Here is a 24,966-nt window from a genome sequence, read left to right on the forward strand (position 1 = left end):
TCACAGCCGGAAGTGCTTCGACAGCTTCAAGCCCTGCGCCTGATAGTTGGAGCCGATGCGCTGACCGTACAGCGCATCGGGCCGCGCCAGCATCTTCTCATAGACCAGGCGGCCGACGATCTGGCCATGCTCGAGGATGAACGGCACCTCGCGCGAGCGCACCTCCAGCACGGCGCGGGCGCCGAGCCCGCCGGCGCCGGCATAGCCGAAGCCGGGATCGAAGAAGCCGGCATAGTGGACGCGGAATTCGCCGACCAGAGGATCGAACGGCACCATTTCCGCCGCGTAGTCCGGCGGCACCTGGACGGCTTCTTTGGACGCGAGGATGTAGAACTCGCCGGGATCGAGAATGAGGCTGCGGTCCGGCCGCGCCTTGATCGGCTCCCAGAACTCTTCGATCGGATAGCCGGCGCGGCGATCGATATCGACGACGCCGGTGTGGCGCTTGGCGCGGTAGCCGACAAAGCCACCCGCGCTCTCGCCGGACAGGTCCACCGACACGGCCACGCCGCCGACCAGATCGGCGTCGTCGCGATCAACCAGCCGCTCGGCCCGGTGCAGCGCGTCGAGCTCAATGGAGGAGAGCGCCGCCTCGCCATGGCGGAAGCGGACCTGGGACAGCCGCGAGCCCTCGCGCAACAGAACCGGAAATGTCTTCGGACTGATCTCGGCATAAAGCGGGCCGTGATAGCCGGCGCCGATCATGTCGAACCGCCTTGTGCCGTCGGCGATCACGCGCGTGAACACGTCGAGCCGCCCGGTCGAGCTCTTCGGATTCGCGGCGGCGACGATGTCCTTCGGCAGCGCCAGGCTTTCCAACAGCGGCACGATATAGACGCAGTTGGTCTCCAGCACGGCGCCGTCAGCCAGCGCGATCTCGTGCAGCTTCAGCTCGTCGATCCGCTCGGCGACCGTGGCGTCAGGCCCCGGCAGAAAGCTCGCGCGGACCCGATAGGCGATGTCACCGAGCCGCAGGTCGAGGCTGGCCGGCTGGATCTGGCTCTCGACGAAGTCGTATGCGGGGAGGATCAGGCCGGCGTCCGCCATCTGCGCGATCATGCGATCGGGCAGGATGCCATGGGCGTCGGGGGCGAGCGAGAACGACAAGACCTGATCCCTTGACCTGATCACTTCACTGTTCCTTGCGGTCCGATACCGGACCTCAGGTCCATATATTGTGCCTCTTCCCCGTTATCCGATGGCCGCCTTGACGGAAAGGCCGCCGACGATTAAGAGCATCATTTATCCCGTGGTGATTTGAGCCGGCCGGCTTGCAGCCACGTTAAATAAATCGCTAAACAGGCCGGGGACAGATGTGATCCCGGCCATGAGGAGAGTTCTCCCAGGCCGGTTTTTTATTGTGGCCATCGCCGAGATGGTCACGATGGAGGTCATATGTCCAAGTCCGCTCCGGCGTCCACTACCACCCCCTCGCTGACCCAGTATCGCCCCGAGACCCGGCTGGTGCATTCCGGCACCCTGCGCTCCGAATTCGGCGAGACCGCCGAAGCGCTCTTCCTGACCCAGGGTTTCGTCTACGCCTCCGCCGAGGAATGCGAGGCGCGGTTCAAGGGCGAGGAACCCGGCTTCATCTATTCGCGCTATTCCAACCCGACAATGGCGATGTTCGAGCGCCGCATGATCGAGCTCGAGGGCGCCGAGGCCGCCCGCTCCGCAGCGACCGGCATGGCCGCGGTAACCACCGCGATCCTGGCGCCCTTGCGGGCCGGCGACCACATGGTCGCCCCCAAGGCGATGTTCGGCTCCTGCCGTTACGTGGTGGAAGACCTGCTGCCGCGCTACGGCATCGAGTCCACCCTGGTCGACGGGCTCGATCTCGACCAGTGGCAGCGCGCGGTCAGGCCGAACACCAAGAGCTTCTTCCTGGAAAGCCCGACCAACCCGACGCTCGACGTGCTCGACATCGGGGCCATCGCCGAGATCGCGCATGCCCATGGCGCGCGGCTGATCGTCGACAACGTCTTCGCCACGCCGCTCTGGCAAAGCCCGCTCGCGCTCGGCGCTGACGTCGTGGTCTACTCCGCGACCAAGCACATCGACGGCCAGGGCCGCTGTCTCGGCGGCGTCATCCTGTCGTCGGAAGCCTTCATCGCCGAGCACATCCACAATTTCATGCGCCAGACCGGCCCGTCGATGTCGCCCTTCAACGCCTGGGTGCTGCTGAAGGGCCTCGAGACGCTTGCGGTGCGCGTGCGCGCGCAGACCGAGACGGCAGGCAAGATCGCCGACTGGCTGGCCGGCCATCCGAAGATCTCGCGGCTGATCTATCCGGGCCGCGAGGACCATCCGCAGGCTGCGACCGTGAAGAAGCAGATGCGCGCAGGCTCGACCCTGGTCGGCTTCGAGGTCAAGGGCGGCAAGGCGGCAGCGTTCCGGACGCTCAACGCGCTCAAGCTCGCCAGGATCTCCAACAATCTCGGCGACGCCAAGACGCTGGTGACCCATCCTGCCACCACCACCCATCAGCGGCTGTCGCCGGAGGTGCGCGCCGAACTTGGCATCAGCGAGGGCTTCATCCGCTTCTCCGCCGGCCTCGAACATGCCGACGACCTGATCGCGGATCTGGATGCGGCCCTGGCGAAAGCGTGAGCTTTCGCCGCGCGTAGTCAGTAGCGAATAGAGTCTTTCATTCGCTACTCGCTGCCGGGCTATTTCCTATTCGCCTCTCGAAATCCCGGGTTCGCGTGCTGGCGTGCCGCCCCGGGATGCCGCTTTCGGCGTCACATCGGCCGATAGGTCAGCACGTTGGTCGGCAGGTTGACGCCGAGTTTGACCTGGCCCACCGAGAGGATGATGTCGTCGCCGAGCAGCTGCGCAAAGCAGGCATAGCCCCAATCGTTCATGTGCAGCCCGTCGGAGATGACGAAGTCGTTGATCGGAATCGACTGCCGCTCGTGCCAGTCGCGCATCACCTCGAAGCGCGGGAAGATGCCGACATGATGCAGCTCGGCGATGTGGCTGAGCAGCTTGATCATCGTGTTCGCCCGTTCGGGCCGCTCGATCACGCGTGGCGAATATTGCAGATCGACCAGCACGACGTCGGAGCCTGCGGTCTGGATTTTCGCGACACCGTCATCGACCATCTTGGCGGTCTCGGTCGGGTCGAGATTGCGCAGCACGGCATTGGTGCCGACCTGCCAGATCACGAGGTCCGGATGCCGGTCGATGACAGCGGTCTGCAGCCGCTTCATCATCTCAGGCGCATCCTCCCCGCCAATGCCTGAATTGACGACGGTGATATCGGCCATCGGATATTGCCGGCGCAGCTGCGCCGCCAAGCGGTTCGGATAGGTGTATTCCGGACCGCTCGATCCGTAACCCTGCGTCGAGGACGATCCGAAGGCGACGATCACGACCGGCAGGCCGGAGGCGAGCTTGTTGGCGACATGTGGCAGCGCGCCGAACGATTTCGCGCCGCCCTTCGGCGGCAGGCACGGCACCCGGTTGAAGATGTCGCCCGCGGACTTGGCGACCTGCTTCACCTTGTCGAGCGCCTTTTCGGTGAAGCTCTTCGGCACGGTGGAATTAGCAGGCTGCGCGGAGGGAGGCTGCTGAGCTACGCCTTGCGTGCCTGCCGTGCTGCCTGCCGGAGCGCCCTGATGCACCGCAGCGACCTGTGGTGCCGATGGCTTCTGCGGATCGCCCGCTGCAGCATGACCGATCGTCGATCGCAACTCGGTTAGCGGCGATGCCGGCGCGTCAGCTGCGGGCGGTGAGGCCGGCGCGGCTTGCGCCGCAGTCTGTGCTGAGAGCGATGATGCTGGCACGGCGAGTGCGATTGCCATGAGAGCCGGAAGCGCCAGTCCTCGAAATACGCGGTGACAACTCGTTAACGTCATAAACCGAGACATCCTAGTTCTGCTGCGCGACCGGCCCAAGCTGCGCCGCATCGATGATGAGTTTCGAGAGCGCCTTGCCGAGACAGTCGTGAACCTGCTTGGCGAGCTCGATCCCGTGCGTGGGATTGAACAGGTCGAAATCGCCATTTTCGTTCCATTGCCGCATGATGGCGAACCGATCAAACAGCGGCACGTCGCGTTCCTGCGCAACGACGCGCATGTTGTCGATGTAAGGCGGCACGGAAATCATGGTTTCCGTACGTGGGCTATATTGCAGGTTCATCAGGATGACGTCCGCCCCCGCATCTTGCAGCTCCGTCACGCCGTTGTTGACGGCGGCACGAAACTCATCGGGATCGATGGATCGCATCGCGTCGACCGTCCCCGTCTGCCAGATCACCAGATTAGGCTTTTTTGCTTCCAGCAGCTTAACGAAGCTGCCGGCCATCTCCTCGGCCGTCTTCTTCGGCTGCAATTCGACGCTCAGATTGACGGTCGCCGAAGGCAGTTTTTCCTTCAGGGCCGCCTGCAAGCGGAAGGGATAGGCGTTGTTGTCGGATGTGCTCACGATGGTGGAGGAGCGGCTGCCGAGCACGAGAATATCGAGCGGCTTTCCGTTCTTCACGGCTTCGGCGACCTTCGGCAGCTTGCTTTCGGTGGCGAGCAGATAGGGCGGCACCTCGCAGTTCGGGACGTTCTCCTCGGCGCGCGCCGCCGTCACCAGCACGGTGGCCAGTGTCAGCAGCCCAAGCCTCATGAGGCCGTATTTACGTCGCCTTAACCACGAGACGGACTGCATCAGCCCCCTCCCGCCAGATCGGCATTCGCAAGCGCAGCCTTTCGCGGTGCACTCTTGTCTGCCACGTTTTTGTACCACGAAATCAACGATGCAACCCCCCACATAATGAGGATGCCACTGAGACTAATCAGCGCGTGCATTGCTGCGCCACCCGACACCTCGGCAAGGATGAAGTGTCCCGCGAATGCGAGGAAGACGCCGAGGCAGAAGATCTCCAGTGAGTGCTGACCGCACACGATCAGGGGCTTCAACCAGCGCGATTTCAGGCCCGGCCAGTCCCTCGGAAGGTAATGGACGGTGAGCGCAGCCAGTGCCAAAAAATGCGCGAAGCGCAGCACGTCAAGGTCGGTCTTGTCGATCGGATACATCCACTGCTCGAGCCGGCGCGGCAGCAGATGGCCGAGCTGCGGAATGTACCAAGTCAGCGTCACGAGGAACGCAGCCGATAGATAGGCAGCGCTGATCCAAAGCGTAACCGGCGAATTGAGAATGCGGGTCATGCGCCTGGCGCCGCCGAGCGCGCACCACGCGCCAAAGACGAACAGCAATTGCCAGGCAAGCGGGTTGAAGGCCCAGAAGCCGTTCGGGTAGGCCGACAGATACAGGTCGAATTCCCAGGTCACGGCATAGATCACAGCCGAGAGGCCGAGCGTCAGATCAGGCTTCCAGCGCATCAGCCACAGGATCAGCGGCAGGAACAGCATCAGCACGATGTAGAGCGGCAGCACGTCCATGTTGACGGGACGGAAGCGCAGGATCAGCGCCTGCACGATGGTCACGTCCGGCTGCTTCAGGAAATCCATGATCCCCATCTCTTCGGTGTAGAGCGGGTTCTCGAAGCTGGTCGCGACGTAGGAGATCTCGGCGAGAAAGATCGTGAACAGGAACACGTGCGCGACGTAGATCTGCCAGACGCGGCGCAGGATGCGCGCGGTGGCGACCACGAAGCCGGAATCCTGCATCGCCCGGCCATAGACGAAGGCCGCGGTATAGCCGGAGATGAAGATGAAGATCTCGGTGGCGTCGGAGAAGCCGTAGTTCCGGATCGTGAACCAGGTCAGAAGATTGGGCGGTAGATGGTCGATGAAGATCAGCCACAGCGCGAGCCCGCGGAACAGGTCGAGCCTGAGCTCGCGCTCGCCCGCCGGCGGAAAGCTGATCGCAGGCACAGCCGTAGCGGCCGGCGCTGCGGGCGCCAGCGCAGGCGCTTCGGGGACCGTAGGTCCGGCAAGGCGATCGGCAATCGACGTCATCAGGCACCGCGTCACTGCTGCCGCCTTTGAAGGCGCGGCAGGGGGAATGTAGGCCCGCGCAACTTTTGCGCAAGCGATGAAGGAGTTATCGGCCGGGAACAGGCCCGGCTTTTGCGCCATCGGCGGATCATTGTGGCGATCCCGTCACGCATGACGGTTGCACACGCTCAGGGATACCGGCACTACGAGCGAATCGGCGGCTTGTGGCGTATAGATCCCGCTTCGGCCGCACGAATTTGCGGCATCTCAAAGCCGCCACGCACTCTACACGATTGGTCTCATGATCCGGAACTGTGGTCAAAGCGCGACAGCGCGGTGATTGGTTCTGCCCTGACTTTCCGCTAGACTGATATCCATGTATCGCGCCGTGACCCGCCAGATCGAAGTGACCGTCGAGCCGACCTTCTTGCCGGAGAAGTCCTCGGCCGAGGATAGCAGGTACTTCTGGTCCTACACGGTCGTGATCACCAATACCGGCGAGGAGACCGTGCAGCTGCGCAACCGGCACTGGATCATCACCGACGGGGCCGGCCGCCGGCAGGAAGTCCGCGGCGAGGGTGTGGTCGGCGAGCAGCCGGTGCTCGCGCCCGGCGAGCATTTCGAATACACCTCCGGCGTGCCGCTCGCCACGGCTACGGGCTTCATGGCCGGCCATTACGAGATGGAGAGCGAAAGCGGCGAGCGCTTCGAGATCGAAGTGCCGGCCTTTTCGCTCGACAGCCCCGACGGCAAGCGGGTGTTGAATTAGAGGCATTGTTTCTTTCGCTTGTCTCTCGCCTGGCACGCAGTAGCTAACACTCCGCTGTCATCGCCCGGTTCAGCCGGGCGATCCAGTATTCCAGAGACGGCAGCATTTCATCGAGGGGCCTCGGCGTACTGGATCGCCCGACGGAGCCTGTTATCTGGCCGGCCGTGGGCCGGACCAGGTGGCGGGCGATGACCGTCGAAAATGGAGCGACGTCGTCGCCCCTTCCTGACAGTCGTGCAGCTATGTTCTCGCGACACGTATCTGTCCGAGCTTTGCTGATCAGGTCACCCTCTTCCTAAGCAGAGGGAGCAGGGAAGGCCGGGAGCTCGCCGCCCCCATGGCCCGCCTGCGAAAGAAAATGCAGGCGGCAGGTACCACAGGATCGGCCAAGACATCCCGGCCTTCCCTGCGCGACGGTTTTAACGCTTATACGAGCTCTCCTCGGTGCACCGGGCTTTCTGGCCACCGTCATCCGCGCGAGGCAAAGCCTCTGTCCGCGAACTTGATACTAGCGTCGGAGTATCAGGACCACACGATTTCACGTCCGCATCACGACCGTTCGTCGGCGCGACCAGGTCGCGCTACAGTCAGATGCGTCCATCGCATCCCGCTTCCCACGTTCGTGACGACCGCGATACGCCCCTCCTGGTGGAGGCAGGACGGGCAGAAATGTGAACCTGATTTGCCCGACGCCGCAAGCCACAACGCCTGCGGCACATTGGCACGACGGGCAAATTCGTCAGTGTTGCGCAGGCCGGCGATCACGGGCCCGTGCTTCACGCCCATTGCAGGTTCGGAAAGACGGTTGTTCATATGACGATAATCATATAAAATGCCCCCAAACGGACGGGGACGCAGATCGGGAGCGCGACGATGTCGAAGCCGGAGTGGCAAAAATCCGCCTGCAATATCTGCTATATCAATTGTGGCGTCGAGATGCTGGTCGAGGACGGCCGCATCACGAAGGTGCGCGGCGACCGTGAGAACCCGAAATCGCAGGGTTACATCTGCAACAAGGCGGCGCGCATTCCCTACTACGCGCGTCACAAGGACCGGCTGACCTCGCCGCTCAGGCGCCGTGCCGACGGCGGCTTCGAGGAGATCGACTGGGATACCGCGATTGCGGAGATCGCAGTGCGGCTGCGCGATATCGTGCAGAAACACGGCGGCAAGAGCATCGCGCTCTATGGCGGCGGCGGGCAGGGCAACCACGCCGGCGGCGCCTATGCGAACGCCGTGCTGCGGGCGCTCGGGGTCCGCTCGGTCTTCAACGCGCTGTCGCAGGAGAAGACCGGCGATTTCTGGGTCAACGGCCACATGTTCGGCAGCCAGACCTGCCACACCGCCGAGGACATCCATCATTGCGACCTGCTGTTCGTGATCGGCGCCAATCCATGGATCGCCCACGGCTTTGCCAATGCGCGCGACCATCTCAACCAGATCCGCAAGGATCCTACCCGCAAGATGATCGTGATCGATCCGCGCCGCACCGAGACCGCCGAGATGGCCGACCTGCATCTTCCGGTGCGGCCGGGCGCGGATGCGTTCCTGCTCGGCGCCATCCTGGCGACGCTCGTCCGTCGCGATGCTGTTGATCATGACTTCCTGGAGCGTCACACGACCGGCTTTGCCGAGGTCAAGGCGGCGCTGGCGCGCATTCCGGTCGCGGAGTGGGCCGCCGCGGCGGACATCCCGCTCGACGAGATCGAGCGCTGCGTCGACATGATCGTGGCGGCGAGGGCCATGACCGTTCGCGTCGAACTCGGCATTCAGCAGGGCGTCAACTCGACCCTCAACTCCTACCTGGAAAAGCTCCTGATCATGCTGACCGGCAGCTTTGGCCGGAAGGGCACCAACCAGCTGCATTCCTGGCTACAGCCGCTATGGGGCAATTCGCCCAACCAGCGCTATGCACCGACCGACACCGAGATCATCGCCGGCCTGCTGCCGCCGAACTTGCTGCCGCAGGCGATCCTCAACGATCATCCGGAGCGGCTGCGCGGCCTGTGGATCGACAGCTCCAACCCGGCCAACACCGTCGCCAACACCGCGGAGGTGGAGAAGGCGTTGTCCGCGCTCGATCTCTGCGTCGTGGTCGATGTCGCCCTGACCGAGACCGCGCGTCTTGCGCATTATGTGCTGCCGGCCGCCTCGCAATATGAGAAGACCGAATTCACGCTGTTCAACTTCGAATTTCCGACCAACTACTTCCATGTGCGCGCGGCCGTGGCGCCGCCGCTTGCAGGCACTCTGCCGGAGCCGGAGATCTACAGCCGGCTGGCGCGTGCCCTCGGGCTCCTGCCCGGCGACAATGTGCTCGGTTCACTGCGAGACGCCGCATTCAAGTCGCGCACTGAGTTCGCGACGGCGCTGCGCGCCTTCATTGGCGCCAATCCGCAGGCCGCGCCGCTCGGCGCGCTGATCCTCTACCACACGCTCGGCGCCACGCTGCCGGACGGCACCGCTGCGGCCGCGCCGCTCTGGCAGGCCGCGCAGACATGCGCGAAACGCGATCCCGACGCGGTGCGGCGCGCGCTCGGTGCTGATAGGCCGATTCCGGATCATGAGCTTGGTGACGCGCTGTTTGATGCGATCGCTGGCACGCGCAGCGGCGTCGCGATCACGACGCATAGCTATGAAGATGTGTGGTCGCTGGTCGCTCATCCCGATCGCAAGATCCGGCTTGCGATCCCGGCCATGCTGGACTGGCTCGGCGGGCTCGACCCGGCCGCGGCTGCAGCGCCGAAGGATTATCCGTTCGTGCTTGCGGCCGGACAGCGCCGCATGTTCAACGCCAACCAGATCTTCCGCGATCCGGCCTGGCGTCGCGACGATCCGGACGGCGCGCTATTGGTCAACGCACGCGATCTCGAAGCGCTGGGTGCAGGCGACGGCGAATGGATCGCGGTCCGCTCGCCGGCGGGCCGGGTGGTGGTCCGCTGCAAGGCTGACGACAGCATGCGCCAGGGGCAGCTGGCGCTGCCGCACGGTTACGGGCAGTCCTATCCCGCCGACGACGGAGAACGACTGACCAATGGCCCGCGCATCAATGCGCTGACCGATAGTCTCAACCGCGATCCCATCGCCGGCACGCCGTATCACAAGCATGTGGCGGTGCGACTGGAGAGACTGACGGCGACGGAGGCCGCGGCCGCCGAGGCGCGCTCGCGGCGGATTCATGGGGCGCAGGCGCAAGCGCGGAGCTGATCGCAACGAGCATGCGATATGCCGTCCGAACTGCCGCGGGGACGGCTATCGCATCTGTCTCGAATTTCCGGGCCTCATGGTTCTCCCGGCGATGCGAAGCATCGTCCGGAGACGCGCGGCTTCGCCGCGCCCTCACCTTGAGGGTCTGTCGTCTCGCCGCGAGCTAAAGCCTGGTCCTGAGGAGCTCGCCGGGAGGCGAGCGTCTCGAAGGACGGCCACGAGAGGGATCGTCGCCGAGTAGCGCGCAAGCAGGGCAGGCGTGAGGACTAATTCTCCGTCACGCCGGCTTCGTGCGGGGTGAACTGATAGACCGAGGAGCAGAACTCGCAGGTGACGACCACCTTGTCATCCTGCACCATCTCGGCGCGGTCCTGCGGCGAGAAGCTCTTCAGCATGCTCGCTACCGCATCGCGCGAGCAGGAACAGCGCGCCTGCAGGCTCAGGGGTTTGAACACGCGCACGCCGCGCTCATGGAAGAGCCGGTACAACAGCCGCTCGCCAGACAGCGCCGGATCGATCAGCTCGACATCCTCCACGGTCGAGACCAGCGACTGGCCCTCGACCCAGGCGTCGTCCTCCTCCACCGTGTGCAGCACGGTGCCCTCTGGCGCGTCGCCAGGATGCAGGTCGGCTTGGCGCGCGCGCTCCGGCGCCTTCGGCAGGAACTGCGTGAGCAGCCCGCCGGCACGCCAGCGCCGCTTGCCGCCGCTCCATTCCTCGCCGACGGCGAGGCGCACTCGGGTCGGGATCTGCTCGGAGCGCAGGAAATATTCATGCGCCGCTTCTTCCAGGCTGCCGCCGGTCAGCGCCACCAGCCCCTGGTAACGGCTCATATCCGGGCCCTGGTCGATGGTCATCGCCAGATGCCCCTTGCCGAGCAGGCCGCCGGAATCCTTGGCTTCGCCGAGACGGGCTTCGTCATAGCGTGCATAGGCGCGCAGACGATCGGGCGCCTGGAAGTCGACCACCAGGAACGAGACCGGACCGTCGGTCTGGGTCTGCAGGATGAACCGGCCGTCGAACTTCAGTGACGAGCCGAGCAGGGTGGTCAGCACGATCGCTTCGCCGAGCAGCTTGCCGACCGGTTGCGGATAGGCGTGCTTGGTCAGGATATCGTCGAGCGCCGGCCCCATGCGGGTGAGGCGGCCGCGCAGATCGAGCGCGGCAACCTCGAACGGCAGCACCGCGTCGTCGACCGGCACGGCCGACGGCGCGCGGATGTCGCTTGCGAGATTGATTTCGGTGTCGGGGGAATTGGCCATCATGGGCCTCTATCTGGGGTCAAGATGCGCAAATGAAAGGGGTGTGCGGCGTGCTCCGCTGTCGTCCCTGCGAACGCAGGGACCCATAACCACGGGCCGCCGTCATTACGCAGAATAACAGCCACCTGCGTCAGACAGATAAATCACGCGGTATGGGTCCCGGATCTGCCCTCGCTTCGCTCGGTTGTCCGGGACGACACTTATTGTGTTTGTACCGCTTTGCGCCGCGCGTCGATCGTGGGCGCTTAGGTCCCCGCGCCGAAGCACCAGGCCAGGATGCCTTTTTGCGCATGGAGGCGGTTTTCGGCCTCGTCGAACACCACCGACTGCGGGCCATCGATCACCTCGTCGGTGACCTCCTCGCCGCGATGGGCGGGCAGGCAATGCATGAAGATCGCCTCGGGCTTCGCCAGCGACATCAGCTTGGAATTGACCTGATAGGGCTTGAGCAGGTTGTGGCGATGCTCGCCGTCCTTGTCGCCCATCGACACCCAGGTATCGGTGACGACGCAGTCGGCGCCGGCTACGGCTTCCTCCGGATCATGGCCAAGACGGATGTCGGCCCTGGTGGCGCGGATGAAATCCTTTATCGCCTTGCCCGGCGCGAGCTGCGGCGGGGTGGCGACATTGAGCCTGAACTTGAAGCGCTCCGCCGCATGGGCCCAGGAGGCCAGCACGTTGTTGTCGTCGCCGCTCCAGGCCACGGTGCTGCCCTCGATCGGCCCGCGATGCTCCTCATAAGTCATTACGTCGGCCATCACCTGGCAGGGATGGGAGCGGCGGGTGAGCCCATTGATCACGGGCACGGTCGCATGTGCGGCGAGCTCGAGCAGCGCGTCGTGGCTCAGGATCCGGATCATGATCGCATCGACATAACGCGACAGCACGCGGGCGGTGTCGGCGATGGTCTCGCCGCGGCCGAGCTGCATCTCGGCGCCGGTCAGCATGATCGACTCGCCGCCGAGCTGGCGCATGCCGACATCGAAGGAGACGCGGGTGCGCGTCGACGGCTTTTCGAAGATCATCGCCAGCACCTTGCCTTCGAGCGGCTTCTTCGGCGGCTCATGCGCCTTGAGCTTCTTCTTCAGGTCGCTGGAGAGCGCGAGCATGGTGCGCAGCTCGGCAAGCGGAACCTCGGATATATCGAGGAAATGGCGGAGGGTCTTGCTCATGATGTGGCCGCCTGCTTGTGCTCTCCCGACGACAGCGCCGCGCAGGCGCGATCGAGCCGCTGCACGGACTCGCCGATCTCGGTCTCGGTGACGATCAAAGGCGGCAGGAAGCGCACGACGTTATCGCCGGCGCCGACCGTCAACAGCTTCTGGTCGCGCAACGCGGCAATCAGATCGGTCGAGGGAACCACGGCCTTGACGCCGATCAACAGGCCTTCACCGCGGACCTCGGAGATCACCTCGGGATGACGATCGATCACCGCGGCGAGCTTCTGCTTCAGCAGCAGCGACATCTTCCGCGCGTGGTCGAAGAAGCCGGGCGCGAGCATGACGTCGAGCACGGCATTGGCAGCCGCGACCGCCAGCGGATTGCCGCCGAAGGTCGAGCCGTGGGTGCCCGGCGTCATGCCGGCCGCGGCATCCGCGGTGGCGAGGCAGGCGCCGATCGGGAAGCCGCCGCCGAGCGCCTTCGCCAGCGACATCACATCTGGCTCGACACCAATCCAGCGATGCGCGAACAACTCGCCGGTGCGGCCCATGCCGGTCTGCACCTCGTCGAATACGAGCAACAGGCCGTGCTCGTTGCAGAGCTCGCGCAGCGCCTTGTAGAACGCAAGCGGCGCCGTGCGGACGCCGCCTTCGCCCTGCACCGGCTCGATCAGGATGCCGGCGGTGTGCGGGCCGATCGCCTTCTTCACCGCATTGAGATCGCCGAGCGGCACCTGGTCGAAGCCGTCCATCGGCGGGCCGAAGCCGTCGAGATATTTGGCCGAGCCAGTCGCCGCGAGCGTCGCCAGGGTGCGCCCATGGAACGCGCCCTCGAAGGTGATGATGCGGTAGTGCTCAGGGTGTCCCTTGGCGGCGTGATGTTTGCGCGTGATCTTGATCGCGCATTCCATCGCCTCGGCGCCGGAATTGGCGAAGAACACGTAGTCGGCAAAGCTCTGCTCGCACAGCCGCGCCGCCAGCCGCTCGCCGTCGGGGCTCTTGAACAGGTTCGACATGTGCCAGAGCTTGGTGGCTTGTTCTTGCAGCGCCTTCACCAGATGCGGATGCGCGTGTCCCAGCGCATTCACCGCGACGCCGGAGGTGAAGTCGAGATAGCGTTCGCCATTGGTCGCGATCAGCCACGCGCCTTCGCCGCGTTCGAAGGCAAGATCGATCCGGGCGAATACGGGGAGGAGATGCGAGGCGACGTCGGTGGTCATGGCTGATCACTTGAGCTAACGAGCTGGTCAAGACGCAAACGACGAGGCGCAGAGCGGCGCCATCGCGCATCAGGGACCAGGCCCTGGAAAACAAAATGTGCCGCCTTTTCAAGGCGGCACGCACAGCTATTGTATGCGCGGAACGTTGGCTGTCAACACGCCCGCGCGAACCGCTGCGGGCCGCTGCGCGAGAGATTGCAGCCAGATGACAGTGGGAACGATGCCCAATCGGCGGTCACGGAAGGTGTGGACGAGGGCCCCCGACTCTTGCGCGGGAGTCACGGCATATTGTAGCGTTTTCTCCATCGAGTACGACATCTCGTGCAGCAGGTCTGATCCTTAAGAGTTCGGTTGTTTGGCGTACACGTCCGGGCGCGCGCATCGCGCCCGGCGAGGGTTAAGGGATTCTGCCTGCAGGGATTTTCTAGAGGTTGGCATCGCAGCGCTGTCCCAGAATTGGCCAGCGCAACGCGAAGGGAAAGGTGCGATGACGGTATTGACCTGGTCCGACGATCGCGTCGAGCAATTGAAAAAGCTCTGGGAGGCCGGATTATCGGCCAGCCAGATCGCCGCGGAACTCGGAAATGTGACGCGCAACGCCGTGATCGGCAAGGTGCACCGGCTTGGCCTCTCCGGCCGCGCCAAGAGCCCTGCCGCCGCTGCCCCGCGTCAGCGCAAGGCCCGACCCGCTCAGCCGATGATGCGGGTGGCGCGCCCGGTCGCCCGCGGCAACACCGCGCTGGCGCAGGTGTTCGAGGTCGAAGCGGAGCCCGATCCGGTCACGTTCGACAATGTTGTGCCGATGAGCCAGCGGCTGTCGCTGCTCGAGCTCAGGGAAAGCACCTGCCACTGGCCGGTCGGTGATCCCGCAAGCCCGGACTTCTTCTTCTGCGGTGGCAAGGCGCTCAATGGCCTGCCCTATTGCGCGCAGCATTCGCGCATTGCCTATCAGCCCGCGGCGGATCGCCGCCGGCAACCGGGCAAGAGCCCGACACGCTGAACGCGGATTATCTGCGATTGGCGCCCGCCTGCTGCGCGATGGCGATCGAAGCCGATCGCATCGCGCCGCCGATGTGAAGCCGGACGTGCCGTCCGGCTTGAGCGCGAGCCGCGCCCCAGAACGCAGGGCGTTGGGCTATCGGCGCTGTCAGTGGCGCGAGGCCGCCTTAATGTCCTCGGCAAAATCCGGATCGTGAGCGAGCCAGAGCTCCAGCAGGGTCAGGAAGGTCACGATCAGGCCGATCGAGATGCTGACATGCATGGCAGACGTATGGACAAAGCCGAGCAGCCAGGGCGCCGCGATCAGCCAGAGGCCGAGCGCCAGCTTCAGCCATTCCTCCCAATCGGCAAAGGCGAGGATGCCGGCGGCCGATAGCGCGATCAGCGCGTAACCGCCGAGTTCGGCGTCGAGCCGGCCATAGGCGCGGGTGAAGCCGAACAGCCATGGCGAAGCCGCCAGGAAGATGCCGCACAGCAGGGTGTAGATGTCGAGCGCGGAAGGGCTCCACACGATAAGCCGCGGCTTGCGGGTGATAAGCGAGTTGATCATGATCACTGCTCCAGCGTCCGGCCGGTCGCGGCGATGACACTGAGGCGATGACGGAGCCGCTTGCGGCCTCACCAGCAACAAGCGGCACCTTCGACTTCGGTTCCAGCCGCTGGTACGGTGGCGCATCAAGATCGGGCGATCGGCCCGCGAGCTGCGTCTGGATGCCACGATTTTTGAGGGGCAGGGCGGGGTTGGCGATCCCGTGCGGCCAAGAAGCCGCTTGGCGGACGCCGTCGTCTCGGCTAATCATGAGCCAGCGCGGGCGTAGTTCAATGGTAGAACGGCAGCTTCCCAAGCTGCATACGAGGGTTCGATTCCCTTCGCCCGCTCCAGCCTTCCCCTGAGCAGTTTGACGCCGGTTAGCGGACCGTCGCGCCGCCGACCTTCGCGGCCGCGGGCCGCTTGGCGTAAATCGCCTCGATCTCCGGGGCGAAGCGGCGCTCCAGCGCGGGCCGCTTGTTCTTCAGCGTCGGCGTGATCAACCCGGCCTGGATGGTCCAGGGCTCGAGCGTCCACCACACCGCCTTCGGCGTCGCATAGGCCGGGTAGGTCTTCACGGTGCGGGCGATATGGCGGAGCAGCGACGCCGCTTCGGCTTCAGTGCCCTGCTGGCCATGGCTGGCGAGCTTTTTCTGCTGCTCGGCCCAACCCTTGGCGTTGAGAACGACCAGCGCGGTCAGGAACGGGCGGTTCTCGCCGATGACCAGCGCCTGGTCGAACAGGGGATCGGTGAGGATGGCGGTTTCGAGATCGGCGGGCGCGATCTTCTCGCCGGTCGAGGTGACCAAGATGTCCTTGATGCGGCCGGTGATGCTGATGCGCCCATTGTCGATGCGGGCCTGGTCGCCGGTGTGCAGCCAGCCGTCGGCCTGTTTGACGCGCGCGGTCTCCTCCGGTCTGTGCCAATAGCCGAGCATGACGCTGGGGCCACGGACCATGAGCTCATTATTGTCGCCGATCCTGACCTCGACGCCCGGCAGCGCACGACCGACCGAGCGCGGGTCGTTGTCGTCAGGCGTGTTGACGGCAACGACGGGCGACGTCTCGGTCATGCCATAACCCTGCAGCACGTCCAGCCCGAGCGCGAGGAACAGCCGCACCACAGGTTCGGCGATCGGCGCGCCGCCGCTGATTGCGACCCGCAGGCGTCCGCCGAACTGCGCCAGCACATTGTTGGCGACCAGCCGCTGCAGCGGCGGCCACGCCAGGCGATCGAACAAGGATAGTGGCATCCCGCCGGATTGGCGCGCATCGAAACGCCGCCCGCCGATCGCGATCGCAAGATCGAGCAAGGTCCGCTCGACTGGCCCCGCGGAGGCGCGATGGTGCATGACGAGCGAGTAGATGCGCTCATAGATCCGGGGCACCGAGATCAGCAGCGTCGGCCGCACCTCGATCAGGTCTTCGGCAATCTGCTTCACCGAGCGCGAATAGGCGACGCAGGCGCCGATCGCGATCGGATAGTAGTAGCCGCAGGTGCGCTCGAACGTATGCGACAGCGGCAGGAAGGAGAGAAAGACGTCGTCCCGCCCGGCGGCGAGCCGCCGGTGGATCGCCTTCAGGTTCGACACGACATTATCGTGCGACAGCATCACGCCTTTCGGACGCCCTGTCGTGCCGGAGGTGTAGACGATGGCCGCGAGGTCATCGGCTTGCACCGCGATGTCCTGTTGCGGCAGGTCGGCGGTCGCGGCGGCAGCGAGCCAGGCGTCGAGGGCGATGACGCGCGGATCGGCTTTCGCAAGCTCCGGCGTGGCCTCGAGATCGGCGCAGATCACCCGCTTGAGGTTCGCAAGCGCATTGCCGATCGCGGCAATGTCGCGCCAGCGCTCGCCCGAATCCAGGAACAGGAGCTGCGCGCCGGAATCCTCCAGGATGTAGGCAATGCTGTCGGGGTTGTCGATCGCGTGCATCGGCACCGGCACCAGCCCGCGCGCCAGCGCCGCCTGATCCATTGCGACATGCGCAAGCCCGTTCGGCATCAGGATCGCGAGACGTTCGCCGGCGGCAAAGCGTTCGGCGGCAAGGGCGCGCCGGAAGCGATCGAACTCGCGGTCGATGGTCCGCCAGGAAAAGCTCGCCCAGCGTCCCTGTTTCGGGTCGAACTGCCGATAGGCCTCTTTGTCCGGCGTTAGGCTCACGCGCCAACGCAGGAGCTCGGGCAGCGTCCTGACATCTGAAAATCCACCGATGCTTTCACCCGACACGGTCGGTCGGGTGATGGGCTTGGTCTCGACTTGCACGCACGCGCCTCCGAAAGGCTCCGCCTCGAGTCCGAGGTCTTGCTGGAATGCTCTGATCTCGACGTTGACCTAGCGCAAGAGGGCGTGGTCCGCGCATTCATCACGGCATGGGAGCCAAGCATTTCAGGAAAGGATGCCAGGAATGGATGCTGGGAATGGATGGCGGTATCGGAGGCGGCGTACTGCGGCGGCTCGCCGCAAACACAGCGGCCGCTTCCCGCAAAAGGAAGCGGCCGCCACATCATCACGATCGGCCATTGAACGAGTGGTGATCAGGCGCCTTCGGGCACCTGATCGAGGAAGCCCATGATGCGGCGGATGCGACCGTCCCGGAGCTCGACGAAATCGGTGCCTTTGATAGGACAATCAGCGCCATCCGGACCGAGGCCCCAGCAGAAGCGCAGGTTGTCCCCATAACCGTTGGCTTGACCAATCAGGCGGAATCGGAAATCAGGAAAGCGCGTCTGGACACCCGCGATCAGCGCGTCGACACCGTCACGGCCGTCGCCGCGCATCAGCGGATCGACATAGACGGCATCTTCGGTCCAATTGGTCTCGAGCAACGCCCGCCGCTTCTGCGGCGCGCGCTCGTTCCAGAGCGAGATGTAGGTGTTGGCGACTGCATTGAGATCGGTCATCGGTGCTCTCCTCGTTGTGAAGTGCTGACGTCCGATCCTCGCGCTTCACGCAGCGTGATGCGATTACGTCGCAGGTCATCGCGATACCGATAACGAGACTGTAAGTTGCGGTTTGACGACGGAGGACTACTTCATGCGCACGCATGAATCGCGCAGAGATACGTTTGATCGCAGGGGATGACGAGTTATGAGACCCGACACATGGAGATGGATCGCGGTCGGGATCTGCCTCGCGCTGTTCGCGGCGGACACTCTGTTGAAGGCGCCTGAGAAGCCCAATCATATGGTGTTCTTCGAGCTGCATCGGGGCGACAGTCCGACCATGATCGGCATGATGCGCGATGATCTTTTCAAGCTTCCGGGCTTCCGCGCCAGCCGGCTTCAGCAAGCGCTCGCGCAAGGGCAGCCGTTAACGGTTTGGCAATATGCGTTAAGGAAGACTGATGACGGCAGCTACCAGGCGCTGCCGGACAAACAGATCCAGCTCACCTCCGACGACGCGCCGCACATCACGTTTGGCGCGCGCATCCGCTTGCCCGACAATTAACGATCTTGAACTTCCGGCGCATGAGCGCGCCACCGCTGCTTCAGCGAATCCGGATCGCCAGGCCGAGAATGGTTCCCCGCGATCTGCCAAAAAGCGCCGGAACACTCCGCAGCAGCTGCGACTTGTCGCGTGGGCAGCTTTGGAGAAGAGGCACATGAAACTTGCCATTGCATTGGCGACGGCGGCGGGAATTGCGCTGGCAATCCCGGCGGCACAGGCGGATGAAGCGCGGGTCGGTGTTGGCGTGGGCCCGGTCGGCGCAGGCGTGACGGTCGGCGAATCGCACAGCTACGACCGCGACCGCACCACCGTGATCAAACGCGAGGACGAACCGGGCGAGCGCACCACCGTGATCCGCAAGGAAGAGCACGTTGATCCCGACCGCAAGGTCATCATCCACGAGCACGATCACGACTGAGCTGCAAGAATGAGCTGATCGCATCGGCGAATCGGCCTGAGCCAAACGGAACAAATGGTTACATGAAGCCCCGGGAAAACCCGGGGCTTTTTTGCGTCGGCAGCGTGGCATCTCTGTCACGCACAGATTGTGCTGCGTACTCTGATCGCGGCGCGACGGCCACTCGCGGAACCGACCGAGCGGCGATGATCTGTCCGAGTGCAGCGAGGCTGCAACACTTGCGGTGAATTTACTGTGAGCTGCGGGGCCGTCCTGGACAAAACCACGATCTCGAAACACGCTGCACGTGCGGTCATGAATTCGCCGTTGTGCGCCTGCTTTGGGATGGCGCGCGAGGGAGAGATTGGTCGCGATCCACGCATCACAAGAAACGCATCACAGTCGGTCAGATCGGTTTCGACGGGATTGAACTGGGGCTCGGCATGAAATTTTTGACGGGGTTGCTCGCGGTTGTCCTCTTGCTGGCGGGGATGGGCGCCAGCCGCGCCGTGGTCCGCATCGCGGACGATCGCGGCGGCCGGATCGGAACCTATGTGGACCGGTATCAGGGCCTGCGCTCTTCCGGCGAATATGTGATCATCGACGGTCTCTGTGCCTCGGCCTGCACCATCGTTCTCGGCGCCATCCCGCACGACCGGATCTGTGTGACCTCGCATGCCAATCTCGGCTTCCACGCGGCCTGGGATTTCGGCGCCAATGGCCGCGCCGTCACCAACCCCGAAGCCACCCAGATGCTCTATTCCATGTACCCATCCCCGATCCGGCGCTGGATCGCCCAGCGGGGCGGCCTCACGCCCCGGATGATCTTCCTGCGCGGCAGGGAGCTGCAGACGCTGTATCGGCCCTGCTACATGGACGCCCAGGCCTCGTCGCGAGGCTCCCAATTCGGCGGCGCCTCTCACGTGCCGGTCCTCTCGCCCACCGCCGCTGGGGCGTCTGCTTCGCACTGATCGGTATCGCGTTCAGCACGACGTGACTGGGTTGGATCCCGTCGTGCTTGCCTCCTGCGGAGGCCGGGCCTATCTCAGAGGAACCGGCTGATGATCGCAGGCATCGGCCCAGCGAGCGCGCCATGATCCAGCCCGTTTCATCGCCACAACAGATGTCGCTTGCCGTCCCGGCGGCCCGGCGCGGAACGTGGGCGGTCGGGCTGGCGGCCGGCCTTATCACCGTTGGTCTGGTGGCGGGCGCCCTGGTGCTCTGGGCCCGCTTCGGGACCACCGTATTCTTTGAGACGATCGTCGCCGGCCTCGAGGCCTGTTTCTGATCGGAAGGCAGGATCAAGATGGACAATCGTACTGCCCGCCCGCTGGTGATCGTCGGCACCTTCGCTGCCAGCCTTTTGGTTGGACTTGTCCTGCTGTTTCTCGTCATGGGCGGCGGCCGGAATATCGCTGCGCCCGCGGCGATCGGCGGCCCGTTCCAATTGACCGATCAGGATGGCCAGACCATCACCGACAAGAGCCTGCAGGGCCGTCCGACCCTGATCTTCTTCGGCTTCACCCATTGCCCGGACGTCTGCCCGACCTCGCTGTTCGAGATGTCCGAGGTGCTGCGGGCGATGGGGCAGGATGCGGACCGGGTGAATGCCTATTTCATCTCGGTCGATCCCGAGCGCGACACGCCGGCCGCCATGAAGGACTATCTGTCGAGCTTCGACCCGCACCTGAAGGGCCTGACCGGCGACCCTGAGGTGATGGCCAAGGTCACCTCGGAATATCGGGTCTATGCCAAGAAGGTGCCGTTGAAGGACGGCGATTACACCATGGACCACACCGCCTTGGTCTATCTGATGGACCGCGACGGCCGGTTCGTCGCGCCGTTCAACCTGAAGCGAACCCCTGACGAGGCGGCGTCCGAGCTCAAGAAATACCTTTAAGCCCGGTTAAGGCCGCGTGCGGGCCGGATTTCAGCCGCGCAATCGGCCCTCGAAAACGCGACAAGATGGTCTATAAGGCCGGTGATCCCGAAATCGCCGATGCTCACGACCTTGTTCCAGCACTCCTCCCTGTCTCTGTCCGCCCGCGCCGTCCTGGCGGCGCTCGCCTTTTGTGGCGCGCTCGCGTTGGGCGAGCGGGAGGCCGCAGCCCAGGCCGCGCCGAAGCCGCCGGTCGAGGCCGCGCCGCAGGCCGTGCCCGGCTTCTGGGACCCCAGGCGCCGTCCGGAGCGGCCGGATCTGTCGCGCCTGACCGTGATTCGCTTCCTGACCGAGACTGACTATCCGCCGTTCAACTTCACCGGTCCCGACGGCAATCCGGCCGGCTTCAACGTCGATCTGGCCCGGGCAATCTGCGACGAGATCAAGGTTACCTGCACCATCCAGATGCGGCGGTTCGACACCCTGCTCGACGCTCTCACCTCCAATAAGGGGGACGCCATCATCGCCTCGATGGCGGTGACCCCGCCGATGCGCGCCCGGGTCGATTTTTCCGATCCCTATTATCGTGCGCCGGCGCGTTTCGTGTCGCGCAAGGACGCCGTGATGCCGGAGGTCCGGCCCGAATATCTCGAAGGCAAGAAGATCGGCACCGTCGCCGGCTCGGCGCATGAGGCCTATCTGAAGGCGATGTTCACCGACGCCGAGATCAAGTCCTATCCGGACAGCGAGACGATGCGTGCGGCGCTCAGGCGGGGCGAGGTCGATTTCATCTTCGGCGACGGCATTTCGCTGGCGTTCTGGATCAACGGCACCGATTCGGCGGATTGCTGCGCCTTCTCGGGTGGCCCCTTCGTCGAGAGCCGCTATTTCGGCGAAGGCATCGGGATCGCGGTCCGCAAGGGCAACGACCTGTTGCGTCAGGCGCTCAATTGGGCGTTGTTCCGGGTCTGGGAAAAGGGCCGCTACACCGATCTGTGGCTGCGCTATTTCTCGATCAGCCCGTTCTAGCAACATCGCCCGTAGGGTGGGCAAAGGCGCGGAGCGCCGTGCCCACCATCACCAGCATCGTGCTATCGGTGGGCACGCTTCGCTTTGCCCACCCTCCGGCTTATAGTCGGACCGTCTTTTTTGCTTTTGGAGAAGCTTTTCCTCAAATGTCCACGATCGATCCCGCCATGAGCCCGAGCGACCTGCGTGCGCTCGCTGAACAATCCAACGCCTGGCCGTTCGAGCAGGCGAAAGCGATCGTGGCCCGGCTGAAGAAACACCCGAAGGACGAAGTCCTGTTCGAGACCGGCTATGGCCCGTCCGGCCTGCCGCATATCGGCACGTTCGGCGAAGTTGCCCGGACCACGATGGTGCGCCATGCCTTCCGGGTGCTGACCGAGGACAAGATCAAGACGCGGTTGCTCGCCTTCTCCGACGACATGGACGGCCTGCGCAAGGTGCCGGACAATGTGCCGAACCAGGAGCTTCTGGCGCAGCATCTCGGCAAGCCGCTGACCCAGGTGCCCGACCCGTTCGGCACCCATGCCAGCTTCGGCGCCCACAACAATGCCCGGCTGCGCGCCTTCCTCGACCGGTTCGGTTTCGACTACGAATTCGCGTCCTCGACCGACTACTACACTTCGGGCCGCTTCGACGCGGCGCTGCTGCGCATGCTGGAGCGGCTGGAGAAGGTGATGGCGATCATGCTGCCGTCCCTGCGCGAGGAGCGCGCGGCGAGCTATTCGCCGTTCCTCCCGGTCTGCCCGCGCACCGGGTTCGTGCTCTACGTGCCGATCGTCGAGCATGATGTGAAGGCCGGCACGATCTCCTACGACGACCCTGACACCCAGGAGCGCGTCACGCTTCCGGTCACCGGCGGCCACTGCAAGCTGCAGTGGAAGCCGGACTGGGCGATGCGCTGGTATGCGCTCGGCGTCGACTATGAAATGGCCGGCAAGGACCTGATCGACTCGGTGAAGCTGTCCGGCAAGATCTGTGCGGCGCTCGGCGGCACGCCGCCGGAGGGCTTTAACTACGAGCTGTTCCTGGACGAGAAGGGGCAGAAGATCTCGAAGTCGAAGGGCAACGGGCTTACCATCGACGAGTGGCTGCGCTACGCCTCGCCGGAATCGCTGTCGCTGTTCATGTATCGCGAGCCGAAGGCTGCAAAGCGGCTGTATTTCGACGTGATCCCGCGCAATGTCGATGACTATCAGCAATTCCTGGAAGGCTTCCCCCGCCAGGACACCAAGCAGCAGCTCGGCAATCCGGTCTGGCACATCCATTCCGGCCAGCCGCCGAAGGCCGACATGCCCGTCACCTTCCAGCTACTGCTGACGCTGGTGTCGTCGTCGAATGCGGAGAATGCCGAGACCTTGTGGGGGTTCATCGGCCGCTACCGACCCGGCGTGACGCCGGCCACGCATCCGAAGCTCGATGCCATGGTCGGCTATGCCATCAACTACTATCGCGATTTCGTTGCGCCCACGAAGGTGTTCCGTGAGCCGAGCGAAGGTGAGCGCGCCGCGCTGCAGGACCTGCGCGATGCATTGTCGAACCTGGAGACCGACGCTTCGGCCGAGGACATTCAGAACGTGGTTTATGAGATCGGCCGCCGCGAGCCATTCCTCGATCACAAGAAACAGGGCAAGGACGGCCGCCCCGGCGTCTCGCTGGAATGGTTCAACATGCTCTACCAGGTGCTGCTCGGCCAGGAGAAGGGCCCGCGCTTCGGCTCTTTCGTCGCGGTCTACGGCATCAGCAACGCGGTCGCCATGATCGACGGCGCGCTGGCGCGCTCGGCGTAGTCGCGCTCCGTCATTCCGGGGCGCGGCACACAGCGCCGCGAACCCGGAATCTCGATCTGATGAATTCGCTCAATCCGCTCGAGCTTCCCCGATGCGCAATTGCGCATCTGTGATCAACGCGCTCCTCGCGCGTCGTCCGGAATGACGGCAGTCGGCTGCTACGCATCTCCCGTTTGTTTGCGCAGCTTCAGAAACAGCAGGCAGAGGATTGCCAGCGCCGGGCCGACTGCAAGCGTCGCGAAGGCGGCCATGAACCAGCCCGTCGCCTGAAAGATCACGCCGACCACAACCGGCACGATGGCGCTTCCGAGCTGCCAGACGCTGGCAGTCAGTCCGGTCGCCGATCCGGCCAACGCCGTGCCGGCAACATCGGCGACCATCACGGCCAGCAAGGGGCTGTAGACGAACGCGCCGAAGCCGAGCAGGGGCGCGGCGATCTGAAATGCCAGGCGGTCATGCAACGTCCCAAATACTAGCAGCATCATTGCGAACAGCGCCAGGGTGCCAATCGCCAGCCATTTTTCCTTTCCGCCCAGCCAGTCGGCCAACAGGCCGATCAGCGGTTTTCCGATCATGGCGGCAATGCCTGAGAGCGACATGATCAAGCCGGCCTCCACGGCCGTCAGGCCATGGCCGCGGATCATCAGTGCGTTGGCCCAGAACGCGAAACCCCATGTGCCCCAGAAGGCGCCAAAGCCGCTGAATGTCAGCAGCAGCACGTTCCGGTCGCGCAGCAATGGTCCGATCGGCGGGGTCTTGGCCGCGACCGCCGGCTGGTCGCTCGGCCGGTCGCGCAACAAGGCATAGGCGATCACGCCGATCAGGACGGTCGCAACGCCGAGCGCCTGATAGACCCCGCGCCACCCGAGCCAGGCCGCAAGGGTCGGCACAATCGCATTGGTGGCGGTGACGCCGAGGGACGAGGCGACGAGCAATAGTCCCATGGCGCGGCCGCGGCTGCCGCGATCGAACCAGTTGACGATCAGCTTGATGCAGGACGCGTAGTCGGCGCCTGCTGCGAGACCCATCATCGCCTGCAAGGCGATGCCCATGGTCAGCGACGAGGTGAATCCGAACAGGAACGTGGCGACGCCCAGCGACAGCATGGAGATCGTCAACGTCGTACGGCCGCCGACGACATCGCTCATCACGCCACCGACAGCGTTGCAGACGACATAGCCGATATAGAAGGCGGTCACGAACACGCCAAGTTGCGCCACCGAGAGGCCCAACGACTGTCCGGCGGACACGGCGACGTTGGCCCAGGTCAGGCGGTCTATGAAGCTGAACAGGAAGCTCAGCCACGCGATCAGCAGCACGACCCAGCGATAATATTCGGACGCGGCCGCCGCGCGCGCACCGACGGTTTCGATCTTTGCAGTCATGGC

22 protein-coding genes, 1 tRNA gene and 1 riboswitch are annotated in these 24,966 nt (G+C 64.5%); of the genes, 12 read left to right on the plus strand and 11 right to left on the minus strand.

Annotation, left to right across the window (positions count from 1 at the left end):
- Positions 1-1,107, minus strand: coding sequence for a 2'-deoxycytidine 5'-triphosphate deaminase (locus tag ACQR1W_RS05615; protein ID WP_434850433.1), 1,107 nt, complete (start codon positions 1,105-1,107; stop codon positions 1-3).
- Positions 1,108-1,239: 132 nt separating this feature from the next.
- Positions 1,240-1,319: riboswitch (SAM riboswitch) on the plus strand.
- 76 nt (positions 1,320-1,395) lie between these two features.
- On the opposite strand from ACQR1W_RS05615, the gene ACQR1W_RS05620 reads away from it, so the two are divergent.
- The gene (locus tag ACQR1W_RS05620) at positions 1,396-2,610 is read left to right on the plus strand and encodes an O-succinylhomoserine sulfhydrylase (RefSeq protein WP_434849880.1); all 1,215 of its coding nucleotides are present in this window, start codon (positions 1,396-1,398) and stop codon (positions 2,608-2,610) included.
- 131 nt (positions 2,611-2,741) lie between these two features.
- Here the strand turns inward: ACQR1W_RS05620 and ACQR1W_RS05625 are convergent, their stop codons facing one another.
- Genes ACQR1W_RS05625 through ACQR1W_RS05635 form a run of 3 tightly spaced genes read right to left on the minus strand, consistent with a single transcriptional unit; the run spans position 2,742 to position 5,912 of the window.
- On the minus strand, positions 2,742-3,860 hold the full coding sequence (locus ACQR1W_RS05625; protein ID WP_434849881.1) for an SGNH/GDSL hydrolase family protein: 1,119 nt from the start codon (positions 3,858-3,860) through the stop codon (positions 2,742-2,744).
- A gap of 13 nt (positions 3,861-3,873) precedes the next feature.
- Complete coding sequence (locus tag ACQR1W_RS05630; protein WP_434849882.1) at positions 3,874-4,659, minus strand: SGNH/GDSL hydrolase family protein; 786 nt, start codon at positions 4,657-4,659, stop codon at positions 3,874-3,876.
- Positions 4,659-5,912: an OpgC domain-containing protein gene (locus tag ACQR1W_RS05635; protein ID WP_434850434.1), complete on the minus strand. Its 1,254-nt coding sequence runs from the start codon at positions 5,910-5,912 to the stop codon at positions 4,659-4,661. The genes ACQR1W_RS05630 and ACQR1W_RS05635 overlap by 1 nt, the downstream gene beginning before the upstream one ends.
- 355 nt (positions 5,913-6,267) lie before the next feature.
- On the opposite strand from ACQR1W_RS05635, the gene apaG reads away from it, so the two are divergent.
- Positions 6,268-6,660: a Co2+/Mg2+ efflux protein ApaG gene (gene apaG, locus ACQR1W_RS05640; protein WP_008974776.1), complete on the plus strand. Its 393-nt coding sequence runs from the start codon at positions 6,268-6,270 to the stop codon at positions 6,658-6,660.
- A gap of 873 nt (positions 6,661-7,533) precedes the next feature.
- The gene (locus ACQR1W_RS05645) at positions 7,534-9,867 is read left to right on the plus strand and encodes a molybdopterin-dependent oxidoreductase (protein WP_434849883.1); all 2,334 of its coding nucleotides are present in this window, start codon (positions 7,534-7,536) and stop codon (positions 9,865-9,867) included.
- 266 nt (positions 9,868-10,133) lie between these two features.
- Here ACQR1W_RS05645 and ACQR1W_RS05650 read toward each other — a convergent pair whose 3' ends face one another.
- The 3 genes from ACQR1W_RS05650 to ACQR1W_RS05660 form a co-directional block, all read right to left on the minus strand.
- A complete protein-coding gene (locus ACQR1W_RS05650) occupies positions 10,134-11,132 on the minus strand; it encodes an Hsp33 family molecular chaperone (RefSeq protein ID WP_434849884.1) in 999 nt (332 codons plus the stop codon).
- A 242-nt stretch (positions 11,133-11,374) separates the two neighbouring features.
- Positions 11,375-12,301 carry an ornithine carbamoyltransferase gene (gene argF / locus ACQR1W_RS05655; RefSeq protein WP_434849885.1) on the minus strand — a complete coding sequence of 309 codons (927 nt, stop codon included), beginning with the start codon at positions 12,299-12,301 and terminating at the stop codon, positions 11,375-11,377.
- The gene (locus tag ACQR1W_RS05660; protein ID WP_434849886.1) at positions 12,298-13,509 is read right to left on the minus strand and encodes an aspartate aminotransferase family protein; all 1,212 of its coding nucleotides are present in this window, start codon (positions 13,507-13,509) and stop codon (positions 12,298-12,300) included. The genes argF and ACQR1W_RS05660 overlap by 4 nt, the downstream gene beginning before the upstream one ends.
- A 487-nt stretch (positions 13,510-13,996) precedes the next feature.
- Here ACQR1W_RS05660 and ACQR1W_RS05665 point away from each other — a divergent pair, with 487 nt between their 5' ends.
- Positions 13,997-14,509, plus strand: a complete 513-nt coding sequence (locus tag ACQR1W_RS05665) for a GcrA family cell cycle regulator (protein ID WP_035984201.1) — start codon at positions 13,997-13,999, stop codon at positions 14,507-14,509.
- A 147-nt stretch (positions 14,510-14,656) separates the two neighbouring features.
- On the opposite strand, the gene ACQR1W_RS05670 is transcribed toward ACQR1W_RS05665, so the two are convergent.
- Positions 14,657-15,058, minus strand: coding sequence for an SPW repeat protein (locus ACQR1W_RS05670; protein ID WP_008974766.1), 402 nt, complete (start codon positions 15,056-15,058; stop codon positions 14,657-14,659).
- Between the two features lie 258 nt (positions 15,059-15,316).
- Between ACQR1W_RS05670 and ACQR1W_RS05675 the strand changes: the two genes are divergently transcribed.
- Positions 15,317-15,390, plus strand: a tRNA-Gly gene (locus ACQR1W_RS05675).
- A gap of 27 nt (positions 15,391-15,417) precedes the next feature.
- Here the strand turns inward: ACQR1W_RS05675 and ACQR1W_RS05680 are convergent.
- Complete coding sequence (locus ACQR1W_RS05680) at positions 15,418-17,265, minus strand: AMP-dependent synthetase/ligase (RefSeq protein WP_434850435.1); 1,848 nt, start codon at positions 17,263-17,265, stop codon at positions 15,418-15,420.
- Between the two features lie 308 nt (positions 17,266-17,573).
- On the minus strand, positions 17,574-17,939 hold the full coding sequence (locus ACQR1W_RS05685; protein ID WP_434849887.1) for a nuclear transport factor 2 family protein: 366 nt from the start codon (positions 17,937-17,939) through the stop codon (positions 17,574-17,576).
- A gap of 283 nt (positions 17,940-18,222) precedes the next feature.
- Here ACQR1W_RS05685 and ACQR1W_RS05690 point away from each other — a divergent pair, with 283 nt between their 5' ends.
- The 7 genes from ACQR1W_RS05690 to ACQR1W_RS05720 all read left to right on the plus strand — a co-directional run bounded on the left by ACQR1W_RS05690 (position 18,223) and on the right by ACQR1W_RS05720 (position 23,578).
- Entirely contained in the window at positions 18,223-18,486 is a 264-nt protein-coding gene (locus ACQR1W_RS05690; RefSeq protein WP_434849888.1) for a hypothetical protein, read from the plus strand.
- A gap of 154 nt (positions 18,487-18,640) precedes the next feature.
- Positions 18,641-18,904, plus strand: a complete 264-nt coding sequence (locus ACQR1W_RS05695) for a hypothetical protein (protein ID WP_434849889.1) — start codon at positions 18,641-18,643, stop codon at positions 18,902-18,904.
- Positions 18,905-19,326: 422 nt separating this feature from the next.
- A complete protein-coding gene (locus ACQR1W_RS05700; RefSeq protein WP_008974759.1) occupies positions 19,327-19,854 on the plus strand; it encodes a hypothetical protein in 528 nt (175 codons plus the stop codon).
- 122 nt (positions 19,855-19,976) lie between these two features.
- On the plus strand, positions 19,977-20,171 hold the full coding sequence (locus ACQR1W_RS05705) for a hypothetical protein (RefSeq protein WP_434849890.1): 195 nt from the start codon (positions 19,977-19,979) through the stop codon (positions 20,169-20,171).
- A gap of 18 nt (positions 20,172-20,189) precedes the next feature.
- A complete protein-coding gene (locus ACQR1W_RS05710) occupies positions 20,190-20,783 on the plus strand; it encodes an SCO family protein (protein ID WP_008974757.1) in 594 nt (197 codons plus the stop codon).
- A 99-nt stretch (positions 20,784-20,882) separates the two neighbouring features.
- Positions 20,883-21,791: a transporter substrate-binding domain-containing protein gene (locus ACQR1W_RS05715; RefSeq protein ID WP_434849891.1), complete on the plus strand. Its 909-nt coding sequence runs from the start codon at positions 20,883-20,885 to the stop codon at positions 21,789-21,791.
- Positions 21,792-21,937: 146 nt separating this feature from the next.
- Positions 21,938-23,578, plus strand: coding sequence for a lysine--tRNA ligase (locus ACQR1W_RS05720; protein ID WP_434849892.1), 1,641 nt, complete (start codon positions 21,938-21,940; stop codon positions 23,576-23,578).
- A gap of 158 nt (positions 23,579-23,736) precedes the next feature.
- Here ACQR1W_RS05720 and ACQR1W_RS05725 read toward each other — a convergent pair whose 3' ends face one another.
- Positions 23,737-24,963, minus strand: coding sequence for an MFS transporter (locus tag ACQR1W_RS05725; RefSeq protein WP_434849893.1), 1,227 nt, complete (start codon positions 24,961-24,963; stop codon positions 23,737-23,739).
- Positions 24,964-24,966: the final 3 nt, after the last annotated feature.

Source organism: Bradyrhizobium sp. HKCCYLS1011 (assembly GCF_051167795.1).
Classification (GTDB): Bacteria; Pseudomonadota; Alphaproteobacteria; order Rhizobiales; family Xanthobacteraceae; genus Bradyrhizobium.